This is a genomic window from Metamycoplasma arthritidis (assembly GCF_900660715.1).
Classification (GTDB): Bacteria; Bacillota_I; Bacilli_A; order Mycoplasmatales; family Metamycoplasmataceae; genus Metamycoplasma; species Metamycoplasma arthritidis.
In genome coordinates this window covers 463,706-488,893 of the sequence record NZ_LR215047.1, presented here as the reverse complement: position 1 = coordinate 488,893, position 25,188 = coordinate 463,706, and the positions used below count along the sequence as shown (strand labels likewise).

General features: G+C 29.1%; 20 protein-coding genes. 15 read left to right on the top strand and 5 right to left on the bottom strand.

Annotation, left to right across the window (positions count from 1 at the left end):
* The 4 genes from EXC42_RS02010 (at position 1) to EXC42_RS06145 (ending at position 8,314) form a co-directional block, all read left to right on the top strand.
* The gene (locus EXC42_RS02010) at positions 1-753 is read left to right on the top strand and encodes an ATP-binding cassette domain-containing protein (protein WP_012498311.1); all 753 of its coding nucleotides are present in this window, start codon (positions 1-3) and stop codon (positions 751-753) included.
* 238 nt (positions 754-991) lie between these two features.
* Positions 992-2,455: a hypothetical protein gene (locus EXC42_RS06155; RefSeq protein ID WP_148203299.1), complete on the top strand. Its 1,464-nt coding sequence runs from the start codon at positions 992-994 to the stop codon at positions 2,453-2,455.
* Positions 2,455-5,991: a hypothetical protein gene (locus tag EXC42_RS06150; protein WP_012498309.1), complete on the top strand. Its 3,537-nt coding sequence runs from the start codon at positions 2,455-2,457 to the stop codon at positions 5,989-5,991. Before EXC42_RS06155 ends, EXC42_RS06150 begins: the two co-directional genes overlap by 1 nt.
* Positions 5,984-8,314, top strand: a complete 2,331-nt coding sequence (locus EXC42_RS06145; protein WP_012498308.1) for a hypothetical protein — start codon at positions 5,984-5,986, stop codon at positions 8,312-8,314. The genes EXC42_RS06150 and EXC42_RS06145 overlap by 8 nt, the downstream gene beginning before the upstream one ends.
* Before the next feature lie 266 nt (positions 8,315-8,580).
* On the opposite strand, the gene metK is transcribed toward EXC42_RS06145, so the two are convergent.
* The 3 genes from metK to EXC42_RS01980 form a co-directional block, all read right to left on the bottom strand.
* Positions 8,581-9,717, bottom strand: coding sequence for a methionine adenosyltransferase (metK, locus tag EXC42_RS01990; RefSeq protein ID WP_012498307.1), 1,137 nt, complete (start codon positions 9,715-9,717; stop codon positions 8,581-8,583).
* Between the two features lie 117 nt (positions 9,718-9,834).
* Complete coding sequence (locus EXC42_RS01985) at positions 9,835-10,944, bottom strand: HAD family acid phosphatase (protein ID WP_012498306.1); 1,110 nt, start codon at positions 10,942-10,944, stop codon at positions 9,835-9,837.
* 157 nt (positions 10,945-11,101) lie between these two features.
* Complete coding sequence (locus tag EXC42_RS01980; RefSeq protein WP_012498304.1) at positions 11,102-12,295, bottom strand: phosphoglycerate kinase; 1,194 nt, start codon at positions 12,293-12,295, stop codon at positions 11,102-11,104.
* A 95-nt stretch (positions 12,296-12,390) separates the two neighbouring features.
* Here EXC42_RS01980 and EXC42_RS06140 point away from each other — a divergent pair, with 95 nt between their 5' ends.
* The 5 genes from EXC42_RS06140 to EXC42_RS01955 all read left to right on the top strand — a co-directional run bounded on the left by EXC42_RS06140 (position 12,391) and on the right by EXC42_RS01955 (position 17,672).
* Positions 12,391-12,798: a hypothetical protein gene (locus EXC42_RS06140; protein WP_012498303.1), complete on the top strand. Its 408-nt coding sequence runs from the start codon at positions 12,391-12,393 to the stop codon at positions 12,796-12,798.
* 24 nt (positions 12,799-12,822) lie between these two features.
* Entirely contained in the window at positions 12,823-13,413 is a 591-nt protein-coding gene (locus EXC42_RS01970; RefSeq protein ID WP_012498302.1) for a diadenylate cyclase, read from the top strand.
* A 239-nt stretch (positions 13,414-13,652) separates the two neighbouring features.
* Entirely contained in the window at positions 13,653-15,335 is a 1,683-nt protein-coding gene (locus tag EXC42_RS06135; RefSeq protein ID WP_012498301.1) for a hypothetical protein, read from the top strand.
* Between the two features lie 228 nt (positions 15,336-15,563).
* Positions 15,564-16,757 (top strand): elongation factor Tu, encoded by a 1,194-nt coding sequence (tuf, locus tag EXC42_RS01960; protein WP_012498300.1) that lies wholly within the window; start codon positions 15,564-15,566, stop codon positions 16,755-16,757.
* A 93-nt stretch (positions 16,758-16,850) separates the two neighbouring features.
* A complete protein-coding gene (locus EXC42_RS01955) occupies positions 16,851-17,672 on the top strand; it encodes a Cof-type HAD-IIB family hydrolase (RefSeq protein WP_012498299.1) in 822 nt (273 codons plus the stop codon).
* Positions 17,673-17,685: 13 nt separating this feature from the next.
* Here the strand turns inward: EXC42_RS01955 and rmuC are convergent, their stop codons facing one another.
* A complete protein-coding gene (gene rmuC / locus EXC42_RS01950; RefSeq protein ID WP_012498298.1) occupies positions 17,686-19,047 on the bottom strand; it encodes a DNA recombination protein RmuC in 1,362 nt (453 codons plus the stop codon).
* 134 nt (positions 19,048-19,181) lie between these two features.
* Between rmuC and EXC42_RS01945 the strand changes: the two genes are divergently transcribed.
* The 5 genes from EXC42_RS01945 to EXC42_RS06125 are packed head-to-tail and all read left to right on the top strand — an operon-like array spanning position 19,182 to position 23,856.
* Positions 19,182-19,790 carry a hypothetical protein gene (locus EXC42_RS01945; protein ID WP_012498297.1) on the top strand — a complete coding sequence of 203 codons (609 nt, stop codon included), beginning with the start codon at positions 19,182-19,184 and terminating at the stop codon, positions 19,788-19,790.
* Positions 19,783-20,643: an HAD-IIB family hydrolase gene (locus EXC42_RS01940; RefSeq protein WP_012498296.1), complete on the top strand. Its 861-nt coding sequence runs from the start codon at positions 19,783-19,785 to the stop codon at positions 20,641-20,643. The genes EXC42_RS01945 and EXC42_RS01940 overlap by 8 nt, the downstream gene beginning before the upstream one ends.
* A gap of 27 nt (positions 20,644-20,670) precedes the next feature.
* Positions 20,671-21,903 (top strand): hypothetical protein, encoded by a 1,233-nt coding sequence (locus EXC42_RS01935; RefSeq protein ID WP_012498295.1) that lies wholly within the window; start codon positions 20,671-20,673, stop codon positions 21,901-21,903.
* Positions 21,904-21,923: 20 nt separating this feature from the next.
* Entirely contained in the window at positions 21,924-23,072 is a 1,149-nt protein-coding gene (locus EXC42_RS06130; RefSeq protein WP_012498294.1) for a HipA family kinase, read from the top strand.
* 55 nt (positions 23,073-23,127) lie between these two features.
* On the top strand, positions 23,128-23,856 hold the full coding sequence (locus EXC42_RS06125; RefSeq protein WP_012498293.1) for a PQ-loop domain-containing transporter: 729 nt from the start codon (positions 23,128-23,130) through the stop codon (positions 23,854-23,856).
* Between the two features lie 18 nt (positions 23,857-23,874).
* Here the strand turns inward: EXC42_RS06125 and EXC42_RS01920 are convergent, their stop codons facing one another.
* Positions 23,875-24,222 (bottom strand): YigZ family protein, encoded by a 348-nt coding sequence (locus EXC42_RS01920; protein ID WP_012498292.1) that lies wholly within the window; start codon positions 24,220-24,222, stop codon positions 23,875-23,877.
* Positions 24,223-24,260: 38 nt separating this feature from the next.
* Between EXC42_RS01920 and EXC42_RS01915 the strand changes: the two genes are divergently transcribed.
* Positions 24,261-25,157 carry an RluA family pseudouridine synthase gene (locus EXC42_RS01915; RefSeq protein WP_012498291.1) on the top strand — a complete coding sequence of 299 codons (897 nt, stop codon included), beginning with the start codon at positions 24,261-24,263 and terminating at the stop codon, positions 25,155-25,157.
* The last annotated feature ends 31 nt before the right edge of the window (positions 25,158-25,188 follow it).

Below are 25,188 nucleotides of genomic sequence, written 5' to 3'. Positions count from 1 at the left end.
ATGAAAAAAGCAAAATATATTGAAAAAGATGATGATGAAAACGTTATTTTTAAAGCTCAAAATATCTTTAAATCTATAAAAAAGAAAATTTTGTTAGACAATGTTACATTTAAATTAACCAAAAAGTCTTTTCATGTGCTACTTGGACACAATGGTGCTGGTAAGTCTACATTGCTTAATATATGCAGCGGTAATGATAAAAGCTATAATGGAGACATATATTTTAAAAACGAAGATATTAACCTGGTCAAAATAAGAAAAAGTTTTTTATTTTTTAGTACTAATCTTTCATTCCCTATTTGATGAAATGTATTAGAGTATATAAAAAACTTTTCTTATTTTTTTAATAATAAATTTTTAGCTAAAAGAAAAATGATTGATAAATTAGTTGAATATGAACTAGAACATAAAATTAAACAAAATCCTAGCCATCTTTCATCGGGTGAAAAGAAAAAACTAGCAATAATCTTAGTCGATTTACTAAAACCAGAACTTGTATTTCTGGATGAACCTGATTCAAATTTGGATATAGATGTTAGGAAATTTATTTATCAAAAGTTAAAAAATATTGCAAATCAAGGTAGCACTATTTTAATTTCAAGTCATTACAATAATGAAGTTAAAAATTATGCTGATTATGTTATTTCTATTGAAAAAGGGAAAATAATTAATTCTAAGCATATTAATGATTTAACAAATTCTAAAAATTTAGTTGATGAATTAATAAAAGAGAGAATGAAAGAAGATGATTAGTATGGGGAGCCTATATAAAAATCATAGTTCTTATTTTTTTAGAAATAAAGTTTTACTTTCATTGACGATTATTTTATTTTTAAGTTCATTTGCAGTATCTCCGTTTTTTCTTAATCGATCGTTGTTATACAACTTCAATTGAATTACTTATTTCATTATATATACAATAGTGATTTTACTTTCTTTTGTTTTGTGTCATTTCTTTTTAATATCTTCTAGAAAAAATCAATATGATCAAATGTTAAATTCACTTTATTCTAATAGTAGAAAAATTTTTATTTCTAAATATTTGTTTTTACTTACTATTTTTAGTTCATTAAGTTTTTTAATTGCCGCAGTAGTGGTTTTATTTATGTTTATTATTTTCAAAAACAATGCCTACAATTTTATTTATTTTTTGGGAATTTTTATTAGTAGCTTCTTTGTCTTTAATGCATTTTTCTGAATTTTTTCTTTATTTAGTGGTTTTTCAAAAAGCTTAATTTACAAAAATATTATTAATGTTTCTTTAAGCATTTTAACAATTGTACCAGCTATTTTATCTAGAAGCTTTTTGGATAAAAATAGTGAAAATGAGACTTTTTCTGAGCTAACAAAAATTACGGAAGTTTCTAAAGAAAATAAAATAAACAATTATTATGTTGCCAAAAATTCATATCAAAACTTGAATAATAATTCTTGATCTAGCTTTGATTTAGTTAATACTCTTTATTTTATTCCAATTACGATTTTTAATAAATTACTAGAAAGAAATCACGATATTTCAAAACTTGATAATATGAAATTTTCAACATATTTTATTAAGAATATTATTAAAAAACAAAAATGAAATGATGCCAACGAACATTTTATTTACGATTTACATACTAGACCACTTGTTTCATACGATAATGGCGAACTTTTGACTTTGATTAAGCAAGAGATATATATTAAAAAATCAATTAACCAAGAAATTATTGGAAAAATAAGAACTACTATTAGTAAATTGGAATGAAAGAAAATAGCACTTTCAGATGATGAAATTAACTTAATTGAATTGTTGTCAGGAAAAAATAATTCACTTGTTCAATATTTAAGGCGTGATTGAAAATACCTGTTAGTAAATAATGATCAATTACAAAATTTGATAATTGACAGTTTTGGTTTAGAGTTTTGAAACCTGTTATTTGAATTTTACAATCTCTATTCTTTCAATGCTCATCTAAACATTGATATAAAAGGCTCCGATTTTTATTTCGAAAAAGCTATTGTCACTAATAGTGAATATGACCTAGAAAACGAAATTAATGAGATTGACAAGGAATATTTAAAAAATCACTTTGTTCGCTTTTTACATGATGAAGTTTTCTTTAATAATTACAATTCAGCTAAGTTTGCTATTAAATTAGCTGATTTTCAAAAAGTATTTAAAGATATAAACAATCAAAATGATTGAGCAAAATTTATTGATGAAAATGCTTTTTCATTACAAAAAATCAATGATATTCTTGAGGGCATTTACTCATTTAGCAATGAATTTAATAATATACCAAAACTAAAGCTTTTGGCTAACTCTTCTATTACTAAATATTATAAAGATATTATCATTCCAACCCTCACATCGGATCCGAGCCTTAATTTTGTCTACACTTTTCTAGTTTTGTTGATGATTATGATTACGATACCATTTACTACATTTAAAGCAATTAAAGGTGAAATATAATGAAAAAAAATTACAAAATTATTAGTGTTTTATTAGGCTCTTTACTACCGATTACTATTATCCCTAGTGTTCTTGGGATAGCAATTTCAAGCAAAAAAAATTTGGTAGATAAGGGGCTTTATTTTAAAAATGAGTATTTTACTAATTACTCAAACTTTGAAAATCATATTAGAAACGAAATTAAAGAGACGCAACAATATGACGAAAAAACTATTTATTATGCTAGCAACATCAATAAACAATTTGATTCAGAACTAAGTTTAAATAAGTTTCTATACAACAACATCAAAAGTCATGATGTTAGTTTATCCAAAGATAATAAATTGTATGCAAATAATTCTAATTTGCCCCTAACAAATCAACAAATAAACGAACTTGATTTTAATAATTCCAATTCCAACACTAGAGTGTATTTGGGCAAAGACAATGTCGCTTATGAAACCGAAGAAGAAGCGAAACTTTCATATTTCAATAGTGCACAGTTTTATAAATTTAATAATAAATTCTATAAAAATAAAGAAAGTATTATTAACGAGCTTATTTTAGAGTACAACAAAATTAAAAGTAGTAGCGCTAATGATGAAAATAAACAATTAGAAGAATTAAAGAAAATTTATAAACTAGAAGACACTAGCTTCATGAGATTTAATGCCCCTAACGGTGTAATTTCTAACGTTGATTTTACTAAAAATGGAGCTTTAGATCAAAATTTAGTTAAAAAATTTATTAATAGTAATGTCAAAAGATATATTAAATGAAAAGATAAAATCTATGGAATAGAAGATTTTATTCAAAACCATTTTAATAAATTAGCATGAAAAGACTCCTCAATTATTAAAGTCAAATCAACTAAGGCAAATAAGAAATATTTAGTTGATGTTGATAAAACAGAAGACGCAAATTTTTATGGCGATTACATTTTAACTTCGCCAAGTGATGATATTAAAGATTTTAAAAACTATAGTAAATGATCTAAACGAAAAAGAAATGAAAATATTATTGATTATCATGAATCTATTTATAAAGAAATTGTTAATAAGTTTGTCTCTAATTTAATGATGACAGTCAACAATTATTTATTAGATAAAAAAATTGAAGAAAATAAAGATGGCAAAGCTGAATTATTAAAAAAATTTCATGAAAATTTTTCAATTTTCAATTTTTTACCTTTGTCAGAAGAAGCTCAAAATTTGATAAACCATTTACAAACACTTCGTATTGATGATTCTAAGCATGCAAATCTTTGAGAGAAATTTGAAGACATTCTTAAACTTATGAAAAATGGTAAAAGAGGAAGTTTTTTTAATCAATTAAATATTATATATTTTTCTGGCTTGGCGTATTTTGCTAAATACAATGCTTCTAGTGTTATTGTTTCGTTATTTAAGAAATATTTCAGAAATTTAATTAGCAAAATGAATGAGTATTTAAGCGAAGCTTTAGGTGATTTATATACTGATAAAGACGGTAAGAAAATTAACTTATTAGACGCGTACAATTTGGGTGACTATTCTTTAGATTTAGATGTGAATAATGATTTTTTCATTAGTCATTTAGCGAACAATGACAACATTATTAATGCAATAAGCACTATTAATTTAGCGTCTTTAAACGCAATGAACACTTCTTCATTGTTGCCTTTTGATGATTCAGGCCTATTAAAAAAAGATAGCGCCAGACACAATTATGATAAATTAGAAAAACTATATGATAAATATTCTTTAAGATCCAAAAAAGAATCAAATTATATTTTTGATAACAATAAAGGTGATTATGAGGTTAATAAGGATATTAAGGGAAATCATATAGCTTCAAATGCCTTGCAATACTATAACTATCAATCTGCCCAATCCCTTAACAATTATTTAAGAGATGAATTTTTAAATAGTTTGGCCAATATTGACTATTCAAGATATGCAAGTAATAATAGGATTATGAAAAATTGCGAATTTGGTTTTGATTATTATAAAAAAGTAACTATCGAATATCACAAGGAGCACAACTTTGCTTCAACAGTAATAAGCCAACTTGAAAATTTGAGTTACAAAAACCAAGACGATATAAAATCATTGCAAGACACAATTAAAAATCTAAAAAAAGACGATTTAAAAAAATATATTAATTCCAAAACAATGACTGGTCATAAACTCGAGTTAAATAAATTAGTATATGAAGATCAAAAAACTGATGTAGTAGATAAAATTAATTCCGCAGTACAAGTTGCTGGTGGAATTATTCAAACTGCAGGAGCAATTAGTCAGTTATATTTTTCTATTCAAGCATCGGGAATTAACCAACCATTAAATATCGTTAAATCTGTGCAAGGATTAGTGGGTTCGGTAATGGGGACACTTTCAAGCGTTCCTGGACTTGCTATAGCAGCTGCCGCCATTGATATTGTATTTACGATTATTACTCAATTAATTGGTGAAAAAACTCAAAGCGATTACGTTTATAGTCAAACGGGTAATCCCAAGTCGCAATATATATGAGATGGTGGAATCACCACCTCTAGACTTTGAGGTTTTTGACAAACCGAAGATGCCACTATTAGTAAAGCAAAATTATTAGAACCAATTCAATTCATGCCTGAATTTAGCACTGATTTTTATTACTATGATGGTAAAAGATATCAAGATCACCAAACTAGTGTTTTAGAAAAAGACTTAATTTGTGATGTCTTAACTAACAATGATCAAGAATTTATGAAAGCCAATAATTTAGAGTATCTCTATTCATTCGAAAGCACCGCACAGGGGGAAAACAATCGCTATTTTACTAAAATGGCGGATCTAGAAAATGAGCTACTTGCTAACAATGCTCAAAAATTAAAAGATTGATATAAATCGTCATCGGGGACTATAAATATATTAGATAAAAGTAAAAATATTACTAACGTTAAGGATTTATTTGAAAAATTGAAAGAAATAATTTCCAATGATCTTAGAGCAACGCTATTAGTACAACTACCAAAATTAAATTCTGAAAATATTCCTTTAGATCAAATATCGGATCAATCTAAGCGTGAAAAATTTTCATTAGAAAAATTAATCACATTAATTAATAATATTAACAAAAATCATGACTTATTAGAATCAAAAGATTTACTACTATTTGATGGTAATTTGAAAGATGAAAATAAAAAATCATACTTGTATGACATAAAAAATTTAGAAAAAATAACGAAAATATTTATTAATAAATTTAATGTAACATCCAAAATAGTTTCAAAAATAATGTTTAGTTTTAATAATAAATATGACGAATTAAATGAAGCTATTAAAACAAAAATTTATAGCATTTTAAATAATCAAAAGGAGCGAATTTACTTTGCTTCATATGATGACGCTTTTAAACATTTAATGCAGCTACAGTATCTTGCCATTGATAAGAAAATCATTAAAGAAAATGAAATGCATAAATTTATTTATCAAGATAAAGAATTTACAACAATAGAAGAAGCAATTGAATATTGCAAAAAGTTTATTAAATCGGCTGACGAATATGTAAAAACTAAAGGAGAAGAAAATGAATAGAAAAATTCTATTAGGCACTTTAACATCATTAACGCTTTTACCGACAATTTTGCTATCGGCATCAACGTCTATTAATAGTAAAAATGAAAAAACTAATAATCTAGCGGTGAAAAATAATGTGTCAAGACCAAAAACTAAAGTAAAGTATGCTATTAATATTGATAACAAAGAAATGATTTTTGATTCTAAAGAGAGAATTTACGATTATTTATCGAATAAAATACAAATTAATGGTTATCTCGGCAAAAAAGAATATAAAAATTATGATGGTCAAATTAATATGGACCCTAATAAATTAAATTCAGTTGATTTTGCCAAGATTAAAAAAGCATACAAAGACATTCATGGCAATTATACAGATAATTTAGACACTGTCATTCGCTCATACTTGCCAGAATTTGCTATCGCTAAAAGATATTACGATCATCGTAATCGACCTTTTAAGGATGCAGAGGATGCCAAAAATAGCATTATACAAAATTCTACTGATGATATAGTTGACAATTTATTTTACAAATTAAACTACCATTCTAATGGCCAAACTATTAAAAAACATTACAACCCTTACAATGAATATGATGTAAAAGAATTAATGCAGGATATTTATGATCGCAAAGTTTTAGTAGATAAAATCAAAACTTTCGAAGCTCTAAAACTAAAGGCCGACGATGGAAGCGAGAGGTTTTTATCGTATAAAGGCCCAATTAACAATTTCTTTTCAACATTGTTTACTAAGGCTATACAAGAATTCACTAATCAAGCTACAAAAAAACGTTATAAAGTTACTTTAAAATTGCCAAGAATGGACAAAATGGCTTATCGTAATTATGGTAAAGCTTATTTTAAAAGTTTTTCATCAAACGATGATAATGAATGACAATATGCAAACGGTAATAGAACCGAAATTTATAAATATGTTGATGAAGATTGGCTTAAAGAATATTTCGAAGAACTAGAACTGTTGAAGAATAGCGAAGTTACTAAAGAATTTGTTAATAAAAACTTTAATCGTTATTATTCAGGAAAATTGTGAAAGGAAGTAATAGTAGAGAATCGTAGGATAAAAAGACGCATTTCTAAACCATATTACAACCATTACGCTGATCTAAAGGGTAAGTTTTTAGATTTTAAATCTCTTAACCTAATGGCTCAAAACAACCAATGAGATAATAGATATATTACTGTTTTAGACCATGATAAATGAACTTATAACAATTTTGGACTAGAAGTTAATGTGGAATTTGATAAAAATAATTTCAATAATAAAATGGCTAGTTTAAAAAGTGAGTTTGCTAAGGGAAATAATTATTTTTTTAATCTTCGAATTTTATTAGCAAATGTTATCAGAAAACTAACAAATAATTTAGAAGAATGAAAGTGTTTTTCTAATTTAGAGCTAGAAAATGATTTTTGAAAAAATTTATGGAATTTCTTTGAAGAAGAGCTAAATAAATTTATTAAAGATATTATGGATACTAAGGGCAACAATTATGCTGGATTAAGATTTGATGATTCTAGTACCTATTATCAAAAGAAAAAAAATGAATTATCATCATCACAAGTAAATTTAGATTTAATAAAAATTTTTAGTAAATTAAAAACAAAAATAGATGAGCAAAAAATTTCTTACTATGAAACTACTCGACCTATTTTTCATAAAACCGAAAAGCATGAATTTGTTAACTTAACAAATAAAAAGGTAAAAACAAGTCAATATTTTGATTTTATTAACTTAAAAGAAATTATCAGTACGGAAGATAATGAGGATTTTATTAAAAATCAAAAAGAATTTATCACAAAAAGAAAAATTAATCACATCGATAATTATTCAAATTATTTTAATTTAGCAAATGTAGAAAAAGCAAAGTATAAAAATTTTATTCAATATAAAGAATTATCAAATGGTAACTATCAACTTAACAATTCTTATTCACCATTAAAAACCTTTAAAGATGACACTGAGGTCAATGCGTATTTAAAAAAAATTAAAGAAGATGGTGTCTTACCCGAAACTAGACATATTATTGTTGGTTTAGAAAGCATTTTAAATTCACACGATATTAAAATGCTGCTTGAAGAGCTTGAATTTAATGATCCAAGTACAATTACCAATAATTATCGAATGATCTTACAAAAACTAATTTTACCTTCTACAGAAAAAGCCTTTTATTTAGATAAAAATCAAAAATACTTGCTTGATCTAAGTTATTTTAACTTATGAAATATTAAAATTAACAACGAAAAATATCATTTTGAAAGTTCATCTGCTATTACACAATTTATTATGAAATATGTTGATTTATATGCCAAGCAAATTTCCTAGCAATAAAACGTAATTTTCTCTTTTAAATTATTTTATTATATTGCTATTAATATCATTAAAGCAGTTTTATCGATTATTCCTTGCTATAAAATATAAATTTCAAGAATTATTAGATAAAAAACTAAAAAATTTAAATGTTTGAAAAATAAAATTAAGAAGTTTATATGGTAATTTATTCAAATTTCAACTTTTTCTAAATATATAAAAATTAGCGAGGCAAGTAACTGCCTCGCTAATTTTTATTAAAGTTTTTTTGAAAAAAGAAGTTATTTTTCAATTAATTTCTTAATTTCGTCAACTTTATCTAACCTTTCTCAAGGAAGATCTAAATCGTTTCTACCAAAATGACCAAATGTAGCCAAGGGCAAATAAGAAACATTTTTTAGATTTAAACTATTAATAATTCCCTCGACACTTAGATCAAAAATTTGATTAATTGTCGTGATGATTTTATCCTCGGAATATTTAGAAGCACCAAAGGTATTTACAAAGATACTTTGAGGACGAGACAAACCAATCGCATATGATAATTGAAGCTCGAATTGTTCAGCGACATCCGCTGCAACCATATTTTTGGCGATATATCTTGCCATATAAGCTGCACTTCTATCGATTTTAGTGGCATCTTTACCGCTAAAAGCCCCGCCACCGTGATGAGCAAAACCACCATATGTATCAACAATGATTTTTCTACCAGTGAGGCCTGTATCACCGACGGGTCCCCCTATTACAAATCGCCCTGTTGGGTTTAATAAAAATTCATAATCCAAGTTAAAATTGTTTTCTTTTAAAACGTAATCAACAATATTTTCTTTGATAAATCTTTTAAATTTGTCAAAATCAAAATTTTCTTCATGCTGAATTGACATTAATACTTTTTCAACCTGAAATTTTTTAATTTCGGTGTCATATTCAAGTGTAACTTGGCTTTTCATGTCACTTTTAGCATATGGGAATTTCTTAGCAAGTCTTAATCTTTCTGCTCTTTTAACTAACTCGTGACTAAGGACTAATGCTCAAGGTAAATAGTATTTATTTTCATTAGTAGCATATCCAAACAAAATCCCTTGATCACCCGCACCAAGTTCATGTTTTTCAGTTTTATCTACACCTATTGCAATGTCGGCACTTTGGGGTTGAATACCGTTAGTAATAATAAAATCCTGGTCTTGATAACCTAGTTTTTTTAGAATTTTTCATGCTTCCGCTACCGTATCAACATAGGTTTTGGTACTAATTTGTCCGCCGATGTAGATTAAGTTATTATTAGCAAGCACATCACATGCCACTCTGGCGTCTTTATCTTTTTTTAAAATCGCATCTAAAATAGCATCACTAATCTGATCGCAAATTTTATCAGGATGGCCCGCTCCCACACTTTCACTTGTTATTAATCTTTTCACTTTTTGATACCTCTTAATCAGTAATTTAATATTATATTCAGTTGCTCATTGTTTTTATAAAAATAAAAACCAAATAGCTTATTAAAGCCATTTGGCAATTATGATTTTATGAGTATTTTAAGCAGCGGGTTTTCAAGCACTTTCACTTAATTTTTTTAGTAGTATGTCAATGTCACTATTATGGCTTTTGAAAAGTGAATATAGTCATCCCCCATAAGAAGCATTGCCACCAATATGAATGTAACTTGTAGCGAAGTCAGTGTCTTTTCAAGCTTTAGTTTTAGGATCGTAATATTTACCTTTTTTAGCTGTGTCATCATTGCCAAAAAGATGTTCATATTCTTTGAATGCTTTATTAACAGTTGCTTGGTCTTGACGTTTAGTAGCATTATCATGAAAATCGTTTAAGTCATCACCAATTTTCATAACAGTAACTAGCGAAACATTATTGCTTGAACCATATGCTGATAGATCAAATGATTTTGTGTCAACAGTGTGCATTCTTTCTTCTTTAGAATCTTTTCCATCAGATTTTGTTCAAGGTTTAGCATCTTTTGTGTTTGTGCCACTCATTCATCAAACTCAATCTTTTAAATATTTTTCATCAAGTCCTAATGCTTTTAGATTTTCGCGTGTAGCTTGTAGCTGAGTGCCTTGCTTACGGTTTGAGTTAAACATGACTACACCACCGTTTTCTCAAACTCACTTAATAAATTCAATGGCTCCTTTAATGGCTTTTCCAGTTTTAGATTGTACAAATTGATCTCAACTTTCAGCTTCGTATGATTTGCCTTCCACTAATAGTCAATTTTGATATGCAAAATTGTTTAGAATGGTATCATCAATGTCCATAAACACTACAGGAATGCGTTTGCCTGAATCAGGATTAGATACTACTCCAGTGTCTTTATTAACTTTGTTTGTGTCAATGTTTGTTTGCTGAATCATTTTTTGGAAAAGTAATTTAGCATGTTTGTATTGGCCACTAGTCATAGCGTCTTTGTCAATTGAGAAGGTGTTTCAAGCATTAGTATAAGCTGCACCAACCTTTTTGTATCTTTCGGCGTCAACTTCAGCTTTTTTAAGTTTTTCTCTAGCTTCTTGTAGTTGTTTTTCTAGATCACTTACTTTTTTAGAATTGTCGCATGAAGCCGCTACTGCAATAGGTGCTAGTACAATAGGTGCTAAAACAGGTGATGATAACAGTAATTTTTTTCAAGTTTTCATTAATATTTTTTCTCCTACTTTTAATAACTGCTTTAATTGTAAATTAAGAAGGCCAATGACCACATTGATTTAAGGTAAATTTCATGAAAATAAAAACTCGCATATATCTTTTGGAAATAATTTCATATTTTTGCGAGTTTTTCACATATAAGTCTAATTATTTATCTTGAATTGCTTCAATGCCTGGTAGTTTATTGCCTTGTACAAATTCGATTGAAGCACCACCACCGGTTGAAATGAAACTAAATTTATCTTGATATCCTAGTTTATTAATGGCTGTAACTGAATCGCCACCACCAACAACAGAGTAAGCGCTTTGATTTTTTGCAATCGCAATGGCTACTTCGCGAGTTCCAACCTCGTATTCACTAAATTCAGTAACACCAACGGGTCCGTTTCAGAAAATAGTTTTGGCTTTTTGTATTTCTGAAGCAAATAGTTTCATAGTTTCTGGGCCAATGTCTAATCCCATGTAATCACTAGGAATTACTAAATTATTAGGGTCGGTATATACAACGGGGTTGTTAGCAAATTCTTTAGAAATACCATTATCAATTGGTAAAACAATTTTATCTTTATATTCTTCTAAATATTTTTTGGCCATTTCTACACGATCTTCTTCGTAAAGCGAAAGTCCAATTTCTTTACCCATCGCTTTTTGGAAAGTATATGCCATCCCACCGCCGATTAAAACTTTATCAGCAATAGTAAATAGCTTTTCTAGGACTTTAATTTTGTCACTTACCTTAGCACCACCAATGATGGCAACAAATGGCCGTTCAAAGCCAGATAGTAGTTTTGAAAGATGAACAACTTCTTCGTTCATTAAAAATCCTAAGGCGCTTTCTTTTACATAGTTTGCAATTCCAGTCGTTGAAGCATGTGCCCGGTGTGAAGTAGCAAAAGCATCATTAACAAATACATCCCCTAAACTTGCTCAGAATTTTGCGAGCTCTTGATCATTACCTGATTCGGCTTTATTATTAAGGTCTTCAAAGCGAGTGTTTTCTAGCATTAGAATTTGGCCTGGTTTTAGATTTTTAGCCATTTCTTTAACGCCTTCACCTTTAGTTTCCTTGCTAAAAATTACTTCCGTATTAATCATTGAAGCAAATTTTTTAGCAACAATTTCAAGTGATTTAGTTTTCTTATCTTCTTCAGTTTTTACTCTACCTAAGTGTGAAAGTAAAATAATGCTTGCACCGTTTTCTAAAATATATTTAATTGTTGGCAATGCCGCTTCAATTCTTTTAACATCCATTACTTTGTTATCAGAAATAGGAACATTAAAATCAACTCTTAGAATTACTTTTTTGTTTTTTAGGTTCAAATCTTTAATTGTTTTTTTCATGGAATTCCTTTTTTGTTACTTTATTATAATTAGAAAATTATAACTTAAAGTGTTAAAATTAGTGTTATAAATTTGACACTGAAAAAGGGGCAAATATGAAAAGAATTAATGCAGAAAAACAAAAAGATAAACGTACTTTAACTTATGACCCCGATTCGGATAATATTTCGCGGCTAATTAATGAATTTCAACATTATCGTAAGAATGCCAAGTTTTATAAAGAATATAGTGAAATGGAAGTATTTGAAATTTTTAAAGAAATTAGATGAATGAAAACCATGGATGAAGCTAATGGGGATGGATTAGAAGAGTCAAGAAAACGTCAACGTCGTATTCGCATCAAATATGAAAGCTATATTGATTATGAGCGTTGATCGGATTCACCTTATGCCCAAACCACTCGCCCATTTTCTACTACGAAAAAACTAATAATTATTTGATCAACTATTGTTCTATTTGCTTTGATGCTAGTTATCGTTGTTGGGCTAAATAAGTGATGATAAGTGAAAGGGCATACCTAAGATAACATGGAAAAATGACTAATTGTAATTATTTCCCTAACTTTGGGACTAGTAATGTTAATAGCAATTTTAAATATTGCTTATTTTTCATATCTTGCTTTTAAAAATCTCAAGAAATTTCGAAGTACCAAAATTGAATTTGGCCAATCAACAAGAATTAGATTAATTCACCAATTAAGAGAAGCTCTACAATTTCTTTCTAAAAATAAAACTGGTGCAATTATTACTATTGAAAATAAAAATAATTTAGATACTTTACGAACTGATGGTGTAATTCTTGATGCTAATATTTCAAGCTCCCTAATTATTTCAATTTTTAATAAACACAGCCCTTTACATGATGGCGCGATTGTTATTAGAAATAATAAAATCTACTATGCGGCTACTTACTACAAGATCACCAGAAAATCAATTGATAACCGCTACGGTGCGCGTCATCGTGCAGCTATGGGACTTTCTGAAGTTTGTGATGCTACTACTTTTGTTGTTAGTGAAGAAAATGGCGGTATTACCTTAGCTAAAAATGGTGCTTTCACCTTAGTGCAACTTGATCGAATTCAAGAAGTGCTAAACGATGTCTTTAAAGAAAATGATTAATAGCTAAAATTTCTAAATAAACTAGATGCTTATAAACAGCATCTTTTTTATACTCTAACTTAGAAAAATAGCAATTTCAAGTTTTAAAATCAATATTTTTACGATTTTAGAATTTTTTATGTAATACAAGTTAAAAATAAATGTCAAAAATTCTTGAATAATGACATTTTTTGTATGATAAACATACTTAAATTTTTGTTAACAGCAAAATAATAATTCGCTTAATAGAGGTAAAATATATGAGAAAAAATAAGTTATTATTAACCATTTTGTTTCCCCTGTCAACAACGCTAGTGGCTTCATTGGTGGCCGCTTCATGTGAAAATACTAGTTTAGAAGATCATGCTAAAAATGTTAAATTTGATGTCGAAAATAAGAGCAGTAAATTATCTTCTGCAATCCAAACTTCTGATCTAAAAATTTCGGGATATGATAGTAAAAATTTTGAGCTAACAATAAAAAAACTTATACCTAAGGGTAGAAATTTAGTTATTGAATATACTTTTAAAAATCTTAAAACCAACGAGCAAAAAGATTTTAGTTATGAAATTTCGGGTTTTTCATTCACCAATTATGGTCTAAAGTTCAATCATAGACTTGATAGTGAAGCAAATAAAGTTAGTCCCAATGAGGTTTTAGAAAAACTAAAAAAAGCTACTTCATTAGCAGAAATTGCCGAAATTATCAAACCTTATACGCATATGGATATAAGTGGTATTGATACAGAAAAATATTCATATACCCTAAGTGCTGAGCATAGTAGTGCTGGTGCGGGGGTATTAGGTCTAAGTTTTAAAGTAACTAGTAAATCTTCGGGTGCAAATCACACCGTAGAATGAAGAGTTTATGGATTTAAAGAAGGTAATGACGAAAACACTTACATAGAAGCAGCAGGTCTTAAATTTGGTAACTTAGCAGCAAAAGATTACGCTAATTGACCTAGCCCAGAAATAATTAAACTTCTTAAAGAACTTAAAAATAAACCGTTAAAAGAACAAATTGCTGAATTTCGTAAATACTGCACTTTAGAAGGTGAATTTGATGAAAGCAAATATGACCTAGAGTTTAATTGAGACTACGCACACGATCATGGCCCAACGAATATTCATCTAGAGTTGCGCTGAAAGCTAAAATCGGAAAGCCAATATCAAAAAGTTAATTGATTTGTTTATGGCTTTGCTTCAACCGCTAACGCTGACGCGCCTTTAAAAATTAACGCTCTTAAAGATGAAGCCAAACTGCTAGATAGTGCGCAATTCCATGATTTAGTTAAAAGTCTTGACCAAAATTCTTCTAGTCATTTAGCCTTTTTACAAAAGTATTTTGATCTTTCGCTAACAGAGCCAGGCAAAGATTTTTATTACAAAGCAAACTCAAAAGAATCTAAAATTGCTAAGCAATTTGATGAAGAGCAAGATCACCCTAATAAATATCACCTTGCAATCGATGTGATTGATAAAGTAAATGGGTTCACTAAAACAATTTATTTAAGAGATCTACAATGATTTGATTTGGTTTCGCAAGCAGGATATTTAAAATTTGAAACCAAGAACCCTGATCAAAACAATTTCACAATCAAAGTTAATGAACTTATTAACAAACTAAAATCGGAACTAAAAGATTTAGACGCGGCTAATCAAATTAAAAAATTGGTGGAAATTCTAAATAGTCTTTCTACTGACAATTATTTAGATGATGATGACTCTGGCAAACCAATTAGAAAAGTTTTTGAAGCATCCATCGATAAAGAGCTTGCTAAAAAATACGAAATGAAAATAGATTTAAATTCATTTAAACAAGTAGAGAGCAAAATTTCTTATAGTAAAGATCATTTATTAGTTGACTTTGAAATCAAAAATAAAGAAACTAACAAAACTTTTAAAAAAACAATGAAAATTTTTGCCATTCCTAAGGACAATTAGTTTTTTGAAGTTTAAAAGTATAAAATAATAAGTAGCATTGCTTTATTAAAAAAGTAATTTTTTTGATATTGATTGCTAAATAAAAAAATATTAATTATTTGGTACAATTATTAACGCCAGATAAACGCGAATTGGACAGGATACAGGTGAAAGACTGTGCTATGGTGGTTAAACGCGTTTAATCTTTTATGAATAAAATAAATACAAAATAGAAAGGAAAGAAATTAAATGGCTAAATTAGATTTTGATCGTTCAAAGCCACACGTTAACATTGGTACAATCGGTCACGTTGACCACGGTAAAACCACTTTGACTGCTGCTATTGCAACTGTTTTATCTAAAAAAGGATTATCAGAAGCTAGAGACTATGCTTCTATTGATAATGCTCCTGAAGAAAAAGCACGTGGAATTACTATCAACACTTCACACATCGAATATAACTCAGAAAAACGTCACTATGCACACGTTGACTGTCCAGGCCACGCTGACTATGTTAAAAACATGATCACCGGTGCTGCTCAAATGGATGGTGCAATTCTAGTAGTTGCCGCAACCGATGGACCTATGCCTCAAACTCGTGAACACATTCTACTTGCAAAACAAGTTGGTGTGCCAAAAATCGTTGTTTTCCTAAACAAAATCGATATGTTTAAAGATGACGAAAGAGAAGAAATGGTAGGTCTAGTTGAAATGGACGTACGTGGACTACTATCAGAATACGGTTTTGACGGTGACAATGCCCCTGTTATTGCTGGTTCTGCTCTTAAAGCTCTACAAGGTGATCCTAAATACGAAGACATCATTATGGAACTTGTTCAAGCAGTTGATGACTACATCGACGAACCAAAACGTGAAACTGACAAACCATTCTTAATGGCAATTGAAGACGTTTTCACTATTACTGGTCGTGGAACTGTTGCAACCGGTAGAGTTGAACGTGGTGTTCTACAACTTAACGAAGAAGTTGAAATTGTTGGTATTAAACCAACCAAGAAAACCGTTGTTACTGGAATTGAAATGTTCCGTAAGAACCTAAAACAAGCTCAAGCTGGAGACAACGCTGGTCTATTACTACGTGGTGTTGAAAGAACCGAAATTGAACGTGGACAAGTTTTAGCAAAACCTAAAACTATTATTCCTCATACTGAATTTGAAGCAACAGTTTATGTTCTTAAAAAAGAAGAAGGGGGACGTCACACACCATTCTTCCAAAACTATAAACCTCAATTCTACTTCCGTACCACTGACGTAACCGGAGGAATTAAATTCCAAGATGGTCGTGAAATGGTTATGCCTGGAGATAACGTACAATTTACTGTTACTCTAATTTCACCTATTGCTGTTGAAGAAGGAACCAAATTCTCAATCCGTGAAGGTGGAAGAACCGTTGGTGCCGGATCAGTTACCAAAATTATTAAATAGTTATCTAACTTTTTAATGAGAAATGACTCTTTTGAATAATACAAGGGTCATTTTTTATTTTTTAATTTTGGATTTTCTTATAATTGTGGGAATATGAAACTTTTAACATTTGATATGGATGGCACTTTACTAAATAGTGACCAAACTTTAAACAAAAAGAAAATTAACATTTTAAAAAGAATTCAAAAAAGAGGTAACAAAATTGCTTTTGTTACCGGTAGAGGTAAGAAAAATACTGAAATCTATTATCGTGATTTTAAACCTGACTTTGCAGTTTTAAATAATGGGGCCGATATTTATAATCTTGCAACTAATGAAGTATTTATTCCCCATTTTCTTACTTTAGAAGAAGCTAAAATTGCTAATGACATTGCTGAGGAAAATGGCACACTCTTATCATTTTCTACCAATGAAAACTTCTATGCAATCTTGGACTACTGTCAAAACGAAAACTTTTTAACTAGCGAGGATAAAAAATACTTTTCTTTGAGTAAACACTACTCTTATGCTGAGGCAATTGAAAGTATTAAAGCAAACAACGAAGTGATTTTACAAATTGCTCTTCGTCATTACCCTGAAGTAATTGAAAAAGTGTTAAAAGAAAATCAAAATAAGTTTCCAAAGCTTTCTTCGCGTATAACTTCACGCGTATTTTGAGATTTAAATGGACCTAGTACTTCTAAGTTTACTGGTATCCAAAAATTATTTGAAATTTTAGATATTGACTGCGATTCTCTAATCTCGTTTGGTGATTCTAATAATGATCTTCCGATGTTAGAAAAAGCTAAGTATAGTTTCGCCATGGGAAACGGTACTCCAGAAGTTAAAAAAATCGCCACTGAGGTGATTGGCGATTGTAATAGTGACGCAATTGTAAACAAACTAGAAGAACTTATTAAGCTGAACATTATTTAAGCATGTTATTTTATTAATAATCGTCATTTTCTTCTTTATTTTGTTCGCCATTTTCATAGTTTTCTAATAAATTTGGCTTACCTTCTAGGACAAGAAAATTATTGTTTATTTTCCCTAGATCTCTTAAAGTTTTTTCAATATTTTCAGTGATTTTATTACTACTATTTTTAGTTTTTTCTAAATTTTCTAATGTTGATTTGAATATTTTTCTTGTTTTTTCAAATAAAGCTAGTATTTTTTCACTGTTTTTATTCATTTGATATTGTTTAGTGTTGTATCTTAGATTACTTAAAAACAAATTAATTTGTAATGGCCCTAGGCAAAGAATCTTTTTTTCTTCTAAATTCAATATGACATCAAATCCGTCTTGTCCGTCAATTAGTTCTGCTAAAATGCTTTCTGAAGGAATATACATAACCGCATAATTGGTAGTTATCGGGGGATTAATATATTTTGTAGCAATATCTTTTGCCATTTTTTTAACACGACTAATTAGATCTTTTTTATATTTCAAATCTCCAGTCTCAAGATACCTATTATAATCTTCTAGTGGGAATTTACAATCAATAGGAATATATTTTAGCTCATTGTTTTCATAATGTTTAACAACAAAGTCAACCATGGTTTTGTAATTAATATCGTCTTCTGTTGGATCAATAGTAGCGTTTTTCAAACTGTCTTCATCCGCGCTTAATTTTTTAATATTAACGTTTTTTGCTCAATTATCTTGCGTAAACATGTCTTTTAAAAGTGTTTCTAGATTCATCTCGCCATAGTTGCCGCGCAATTTAGAATTAGTAAAAATTTTGTTTAACTCTTGAACATCAGTTTGCAATGTTTTAAAATCGGTCACAGAGGTTCTTAACTTCAACATTTCATCTTGAATATCTTTAAATTGCTCTTCAAGTTTTTCTTGAACTTTCGATTTAAAGTGTTCATTGATTTCCTCTTTTATTTTGGCAACTTGACGATCGGTCGCTTCGCTTAAGTCTTTTAATTTTCTATCTAGGTTAGTTCTTAAATCATCAAATTTAACATTAATTGCCTCAGGACTCTTTTTAAGTTCCTCGTTAAGATTGCTAATATTTTTTTGATTAATTTCAAGGAACCGTTGACTTAAAAAGTTTAACTTAGATTCAACTAACTCCTTATTCTCGTTTAATTTTCTTACTAGATCTTCTTTGATTGAATCACTCATATCACGCTTAATAGTTTCTAATTCGGGTTTAAGCTGGTTTTTGATTTGTTCAGCAATTTCTTCATTTTTGATTTGCGGTTTATTTAAAGCCTTTTTTTGAAAATACAATTGAACAATAATTGTAGCAATTATTCCTAGCAATGCAATTGTAGTTAAAATTATTAAAGCTATTAACATATAACTCCTTATTATCCTTGTCGTGTTGTTTTCTAATATTCTCTTTACAATTATAGTTCAAGAGAATAATTACCCATTGAAATCGCGACAAGCCTTTTTTAGTTTATTAGCAATAATTGGTAAAATATTCTTATATGAAAATAACTAAAAAACTCGTTTTATCCTCAGCTTCCTTAGTAGCAAGTGTTGTTTGCCCAACTGTGATGGTTTCTTGTGGTGATTATCCAGTCTTAAAAGAACCTAATGACAATGAATATAAGACTTATCGCCAAGCTTTTGAAAAAATTGGCTACGAAGACCTAACCGCTTCTAATTTGGATAAGTCACTTTATACAATTGATGACTTTATTAATGCGTTTAAAGATGAAAAAACTGGCACAACCAAAAACTTATTTTTAAAAGATAGTAGCAACTTTTATAAAACCATAGATAAAGCTAAATTTGAAAAAACTTATCAAGCAATTGTCACAATGCAAAAAGTCGACAAGTTAAAATTGCTTTTCCGTGTCTATTTAGCACCACGTAATAATAAAAAAAATGATGTTCCTTACTACTACTATGGTTATCGTGAAATTTATGTAGATGGCTTTAAAAATCATGATCAAATTAAAAATGCTCTTGCCAAAGAACGCCATACTTGAACCATTATTCAATGAACGATACCTACTATTGCCATTGTTGGGCTATTAGTTTTCATTATAACGAGCGTAATTATTAAAAAGAAAAGAGGCAATCGTGCTTAGAATAACAAATGACAAAGTACCCGTAATTTTTAGCGATATTGACGGCACTTTTTATGATAGTAATTTTCAAATTAATTCTGATACTTTAGTTGACATTGATTTTGCTATTAAAAATGGTGCTCTTTTTAATATTTGTACGGGCAATCCTTGTTTTAGCAAAATGAAAAATTTGGCTAGTAAACTTAATTGTAGTTATCTAGTTTGCTCTGAAGGATCACAAATTTTTGACTTAGTTAATAATAAAACTATCTTCGAAGCTTTAATTGATAATGAGACTTTGCAAAAAGTAATTGAAATTGCTACACAAAACGACCTTTATCCTTTCTTTTGAAATGGCGAAAAATACTTTTATTTAAAAGATAATCCCAACAATGAAATTCTTTATGGTTATCATTTTGACTCTAAAGAAGAATTTAAAATTCCACAAAAATATGATGGACATGAATTTATGCCGGCAAAAATCGAAATCTACGCTAGTTCCCAAAAACCATCATTAACATTACTTGAAAATTTAGAAAATGTTGAGATAGTGCAAAATGAAAAAAACATCACGATTCTACCGCGTGGAGTTAATAAATTTTTTGCAATAAATTATTTGGTCAGTCGCAATTTTATTAAAAATGTCAAATTAAATGAAATAATGACAATAGGCGATGGCAACAATGATGTTGCTATGCTTAAAGAAACTAATTTTAGTTATGCCATGGCAAATGCTTCTTTACTAGCAAAACAAGCCGCAAAATACCATACTAGTGCAGTTGAACAAAATGGTTTAGGCGAGGCGATTTTGGATTATTTATATAGGCTTAAAAATATTGTAAAAAAATACTTGTTCCATGAATTTGACAAATAAAAAAACAAACAGGAGAATATAACATATATGAGATTAGACCGTGTTGGAATCAACTATTACCTAAATTTTAAAGAAATTGAAACTTTTATTGACCCTTTTTATATTGAGAATGCAGCTCAAGGTTTAGATTCGTTGCAAACTAGAAAAGTTCCAGTTCAAAAGTTAATTAATCTTGCTGAAAATAATGGTTATTATATAACTGACAATGCTTCTTTTAACGAGATAGCAGAATACTTTTTATTAACAATTGGATTTCCACGTCGTTCGTTATATACTTTTTGATTTTCATTATCTAACGATTTACATTTTGTAAAAGAAGTGCCAAAAAATTGTTTGTTTGATAAACGTTTTCAAAGCGGTTCTAACAATGTGGCACCATGATTTGATGCTTTAAGCAAGAACGAAATTGAAATGCAATTGAATGTTTATTTATTCACTGGTGTTGGTGTTTCTTTTAAAATCACTGCCAAACCAATTGCTCACCACCTTATTAAAGAATTTAGAGATTATTTAAGTTACTTTACGACTCGTCCAGATCTTAAGAGTTTAGTAGTCAAAAATGAATCACTAGCAAATATTTATACTTTTTTTCCATCTTTAATTAGAGATAAAATCAATTTAAGGATTAGAACAATTAACTTTAAAGAAAAGCAAGATCTAATCGATGATATTTTCCTACGATTTTCTTATTGTTTAACTTTTGTTGATCCTGATGCTTTTCCAGTTGAAAAAAGGTATCACATTTTGCCTTCAACTTTTGATCCTAAAATGAACAAATTGGCTAGCGAAGTTTTTCTGAAACCATCTGATTTAGACAAGATGAACGATGAGCCACCAATTGATCTAGATGATTTAAATGATACTTTTTTGAAAAATGGTTATGGTAGAGAGTTAATGGAAAAAATGTTTCCCGAAATGTTGAATGCTCTTGATAAATTAAATATTGATCCTTTTAATCCTGAGCTAACTGCCAAAATGGAAGAAGGTTTAAGACTGTTGCAAGATGATTTGAAAAATGTACCCGATAAATATTCAGCTGAACAATTTATTGAGATGGTTGAAATTGATTTTCAAAATGTTTATCAGAAATTTTTAGAAAAAGGTAATTATCCAAAATCATTCGAACGACTAGAACGCATCAAAGCTAGAGCATACGAAACAATTGAAAATTCTGATCCTGAGCTTAAAATACAAATTGACGAACTATATAGCGAAATTATCAATAAACCAGGATTTAGTGATCCAGACAACTACAATTAAAAAGAAGTTATAATTTTCTTATGCATTGCAAATATTTCTTTAGAAATAAAGACTATGACTGTTTTAGTTTTATCTTTAATAGGAAATCAAATTCTATTGAAGATATAAAACCCTTAGAAGGCTTTGATTATCTACTACCATTTTTAAAAGACGCTTCTTTAGAAGACCTTAGAGAGTATTTAATATTTGAACGCCCATTGCCAATTTCACGCGAAAACTTTCAAGAAATTTTTGGTAGTAATTTTGACATTTTTAGTTTATATGAATTTTCATATGGACTAAATTTAGATGACACCTTTTGAGTTGTGCCTGAAACAAAACAACATCTTAAATGAGAAGAAGTTAATTTATATACAAATTTTTCTAACAATCTAACTAGCATTATGCTAAGTAATCAACAAGCTAGAATTGTTGAAAAAATTAGCCCTGATTTTTTTACTAATGGCATCTTAAAAAAATCATGAGTGAAAGAAGAAAACAACATATATTTATATAAAAGCAATTCGCAAAATCTTAAACAAACTGATAATTTTGAGATTTATAGCGAGTACTTTGCTAGTCAAGTTGCCAAAGCGTTAGAGCTAAACTACGTCGCATATGATGTAATTAAATACAATGATAAATTAATAAATAAATGCAAAATTTTTACATCAGAGTTTATTAGTTACTTGCCATTTTCACTTATTTTCAAAAAAACCATTAATCTTGATTTTTCATTATTAGAAAATAGCATTGAAACAATTTTTGGTAAAAACGAATTAGAAGATTTAATGGTTTTTGATGCGTTAATTTTAAATGTTGATCGTCATCTTGGTAATTTTGGCCTGCTAGTTGACAATTTTAGTCATCAAAAAATAACTAATGCTCCCATTTTTGATAATGGTCGTAGTTTGGTTTTTGATTTTGCTCTTTTTGATAACAAACTGGCCAAAAAATATCTGGATAACTATAGTAAAAGAAGTTCTAAGGTAGGCATTTCGTTTGATGAACAACTAGAAAAATACTTGCAACCTCGCCACAAAGAGTGATTTTCAAAGCTTGATAGCTTTTTATTAAAGAATCATCCGATTTTTCCATGTAAGCGCCCGTATTTTCGTTTCGTAAAAAAGTTAATTGAAAATCGCATTAAATTGCTAAAAATGACTTACCAAAAGAAGTTTAATGCCTAAATTCCCTAGTTATTTAGTGATTGGTTTTTACTTTTAATATATAATTGTAAATATTATGGATAGAGCGATAGAAATATTTGGAATTCTAGGTGCTATAATAACCATTTCATTAGGCTTACCACAATTAATCAAACAAGCTAAGTCAAAAGAAACCGGAAAAATTAGTTTTACATCGTTTTGAGTGTTCTACATTGGAATTGTTTTATGAACCGCTTACGGCCTTTTTTCAGGTTTTGGATACTGACAAGTATTTTCTGCAAACTTCATTTGCGGATTAATCTACACAGGAACAATGATTTTGCTTTATAAGTATAAAAAAGATATCTCAAAACGTGCTTTTGTAGCGGGCATGGTTGGCATCGCCATTGTATTGTTGATTTTCCTTAGTTTGCTAGTTCTCTTTGTTTTCTCAGCCATTGGTTATTTCACTAATCGAAAATATATTCCAACTTTAACCGAAGGACAAATTGGCATTCTTGCAGCAATTGCCCCTTCATTAACAACATTTGCATTTTTACCACAACTAGTTATTTGTATCAAACAAAAAAGTTTCCATGGCATAACAATTTGAATGGCAATTGTGTATTTAATGAACAATGGTGTTTGAGTAACATATTTCATCCTAAAAGGGGTTCATTCTAGTGCCTGAAGAGAAGTAATTCCTGCGATTGTTTGACAAATTGTTTCAATTACAATTTATGGACTGCAATTTGGACTAACACTTAAATATAATCGTCTTGCTAAGAATAATGCCGAAAGTAAACAAATTCTCCAAAGCCTTTAATTTTCTAACTTATGCCAACTAACTTTCAAAAATTAGTAATGCCGCTTTTAAGTAAGCTCTTAAAAGGTTGCTTTTACCTAATTCAATACCACCAAAATATCTAACTACAAAAATTGCTTTGTTAATTAGATATTTTGTTTCTAGTAGCGAATATAGTGGTTTGCCGGCAACACCCTGAGGTTCACCATCATCACTATATCCTCCACTTCTTATTCCATTGCTTTCACAAACATAAGCATGGACAATGTGTTTGGCTTTTTTATGCTCTTTAGCTAGCTTAAGTTTTAGTTCTTTAATATCGTTTTTATCATTCACATCAAAGATGTAACTAATGAACTTAGACTTCTTTTCTTCATAAATTGGCATATTACTAAAATTATAATGGCTTTGGTATAATCTATGCTATGTTAAAAATGATTGTCACTTATTCAGAAAGAATAGATAAATACATTGCCAATAATAGTGAAATTACTAGAAATGATATCCAAGCCCTAATTGTTCAAGGTGCGGTTTTTGTTAATAGTACTAAAATCAATAAAAACAAATACATCGTTCATGAAAATGACGAAATTGAAATAATCAAACTACTTGACAAACAACAAAATATTGAAGCACAAAACCTCCCCTTAGAAATTGTTTACGAATGCGATGATTATTTAGTAATTAACAAACCCTCTGGCTTAGTTGTGCACCCTGCTCCAGGACATAGTAGCGGCACGCTTGTCAATTCTCTAATGTATCATTTCAAAAATAATTTAAGCGATGTTAATGGCCTTTTACGAATGGGAATTGTTCATCGCATTGATAAAGACACTAGTGGACTCTTATTAGTTGCTAAAAATAACGAAACTCATAACTACTTTGCCAAACTACTAAAAAATCATGAAATTAAAAGAACATATTATGCGATTGTTGATGGTCACATTGAAAACAGACTAATTAATTTGGATCTACCGATTGGCAGAGATCCCAATAATAGACAAAAATTTGCCGTAACTGAGCAAAATTCTAAAGAAGCTTTTACTGCTTTAGAGGTAATAAAATATTTAAACTTGGCCGGTCAAAATAAGACTTTAGTAAAGTGCAATTTGAAAACTGGAAGAACGCATCAAATTCGTGTGCATTTAGCCTATATTAAGCACCCTGTGTATGGCGATCCTGTTTACAATAAAAAAGTTGATGACTTTAATCAAAGGTTGCATGCTAAAGAATTAGATTTTGTTGACAAGAGTGGCAAGATCATGCATTTTGAAAGCGAATTGCCCCAAATTATGCTTAACGAACTCATGGCTAGTGAATAAAAAACAACATGCATTTTTCGCTAAAAAGTTA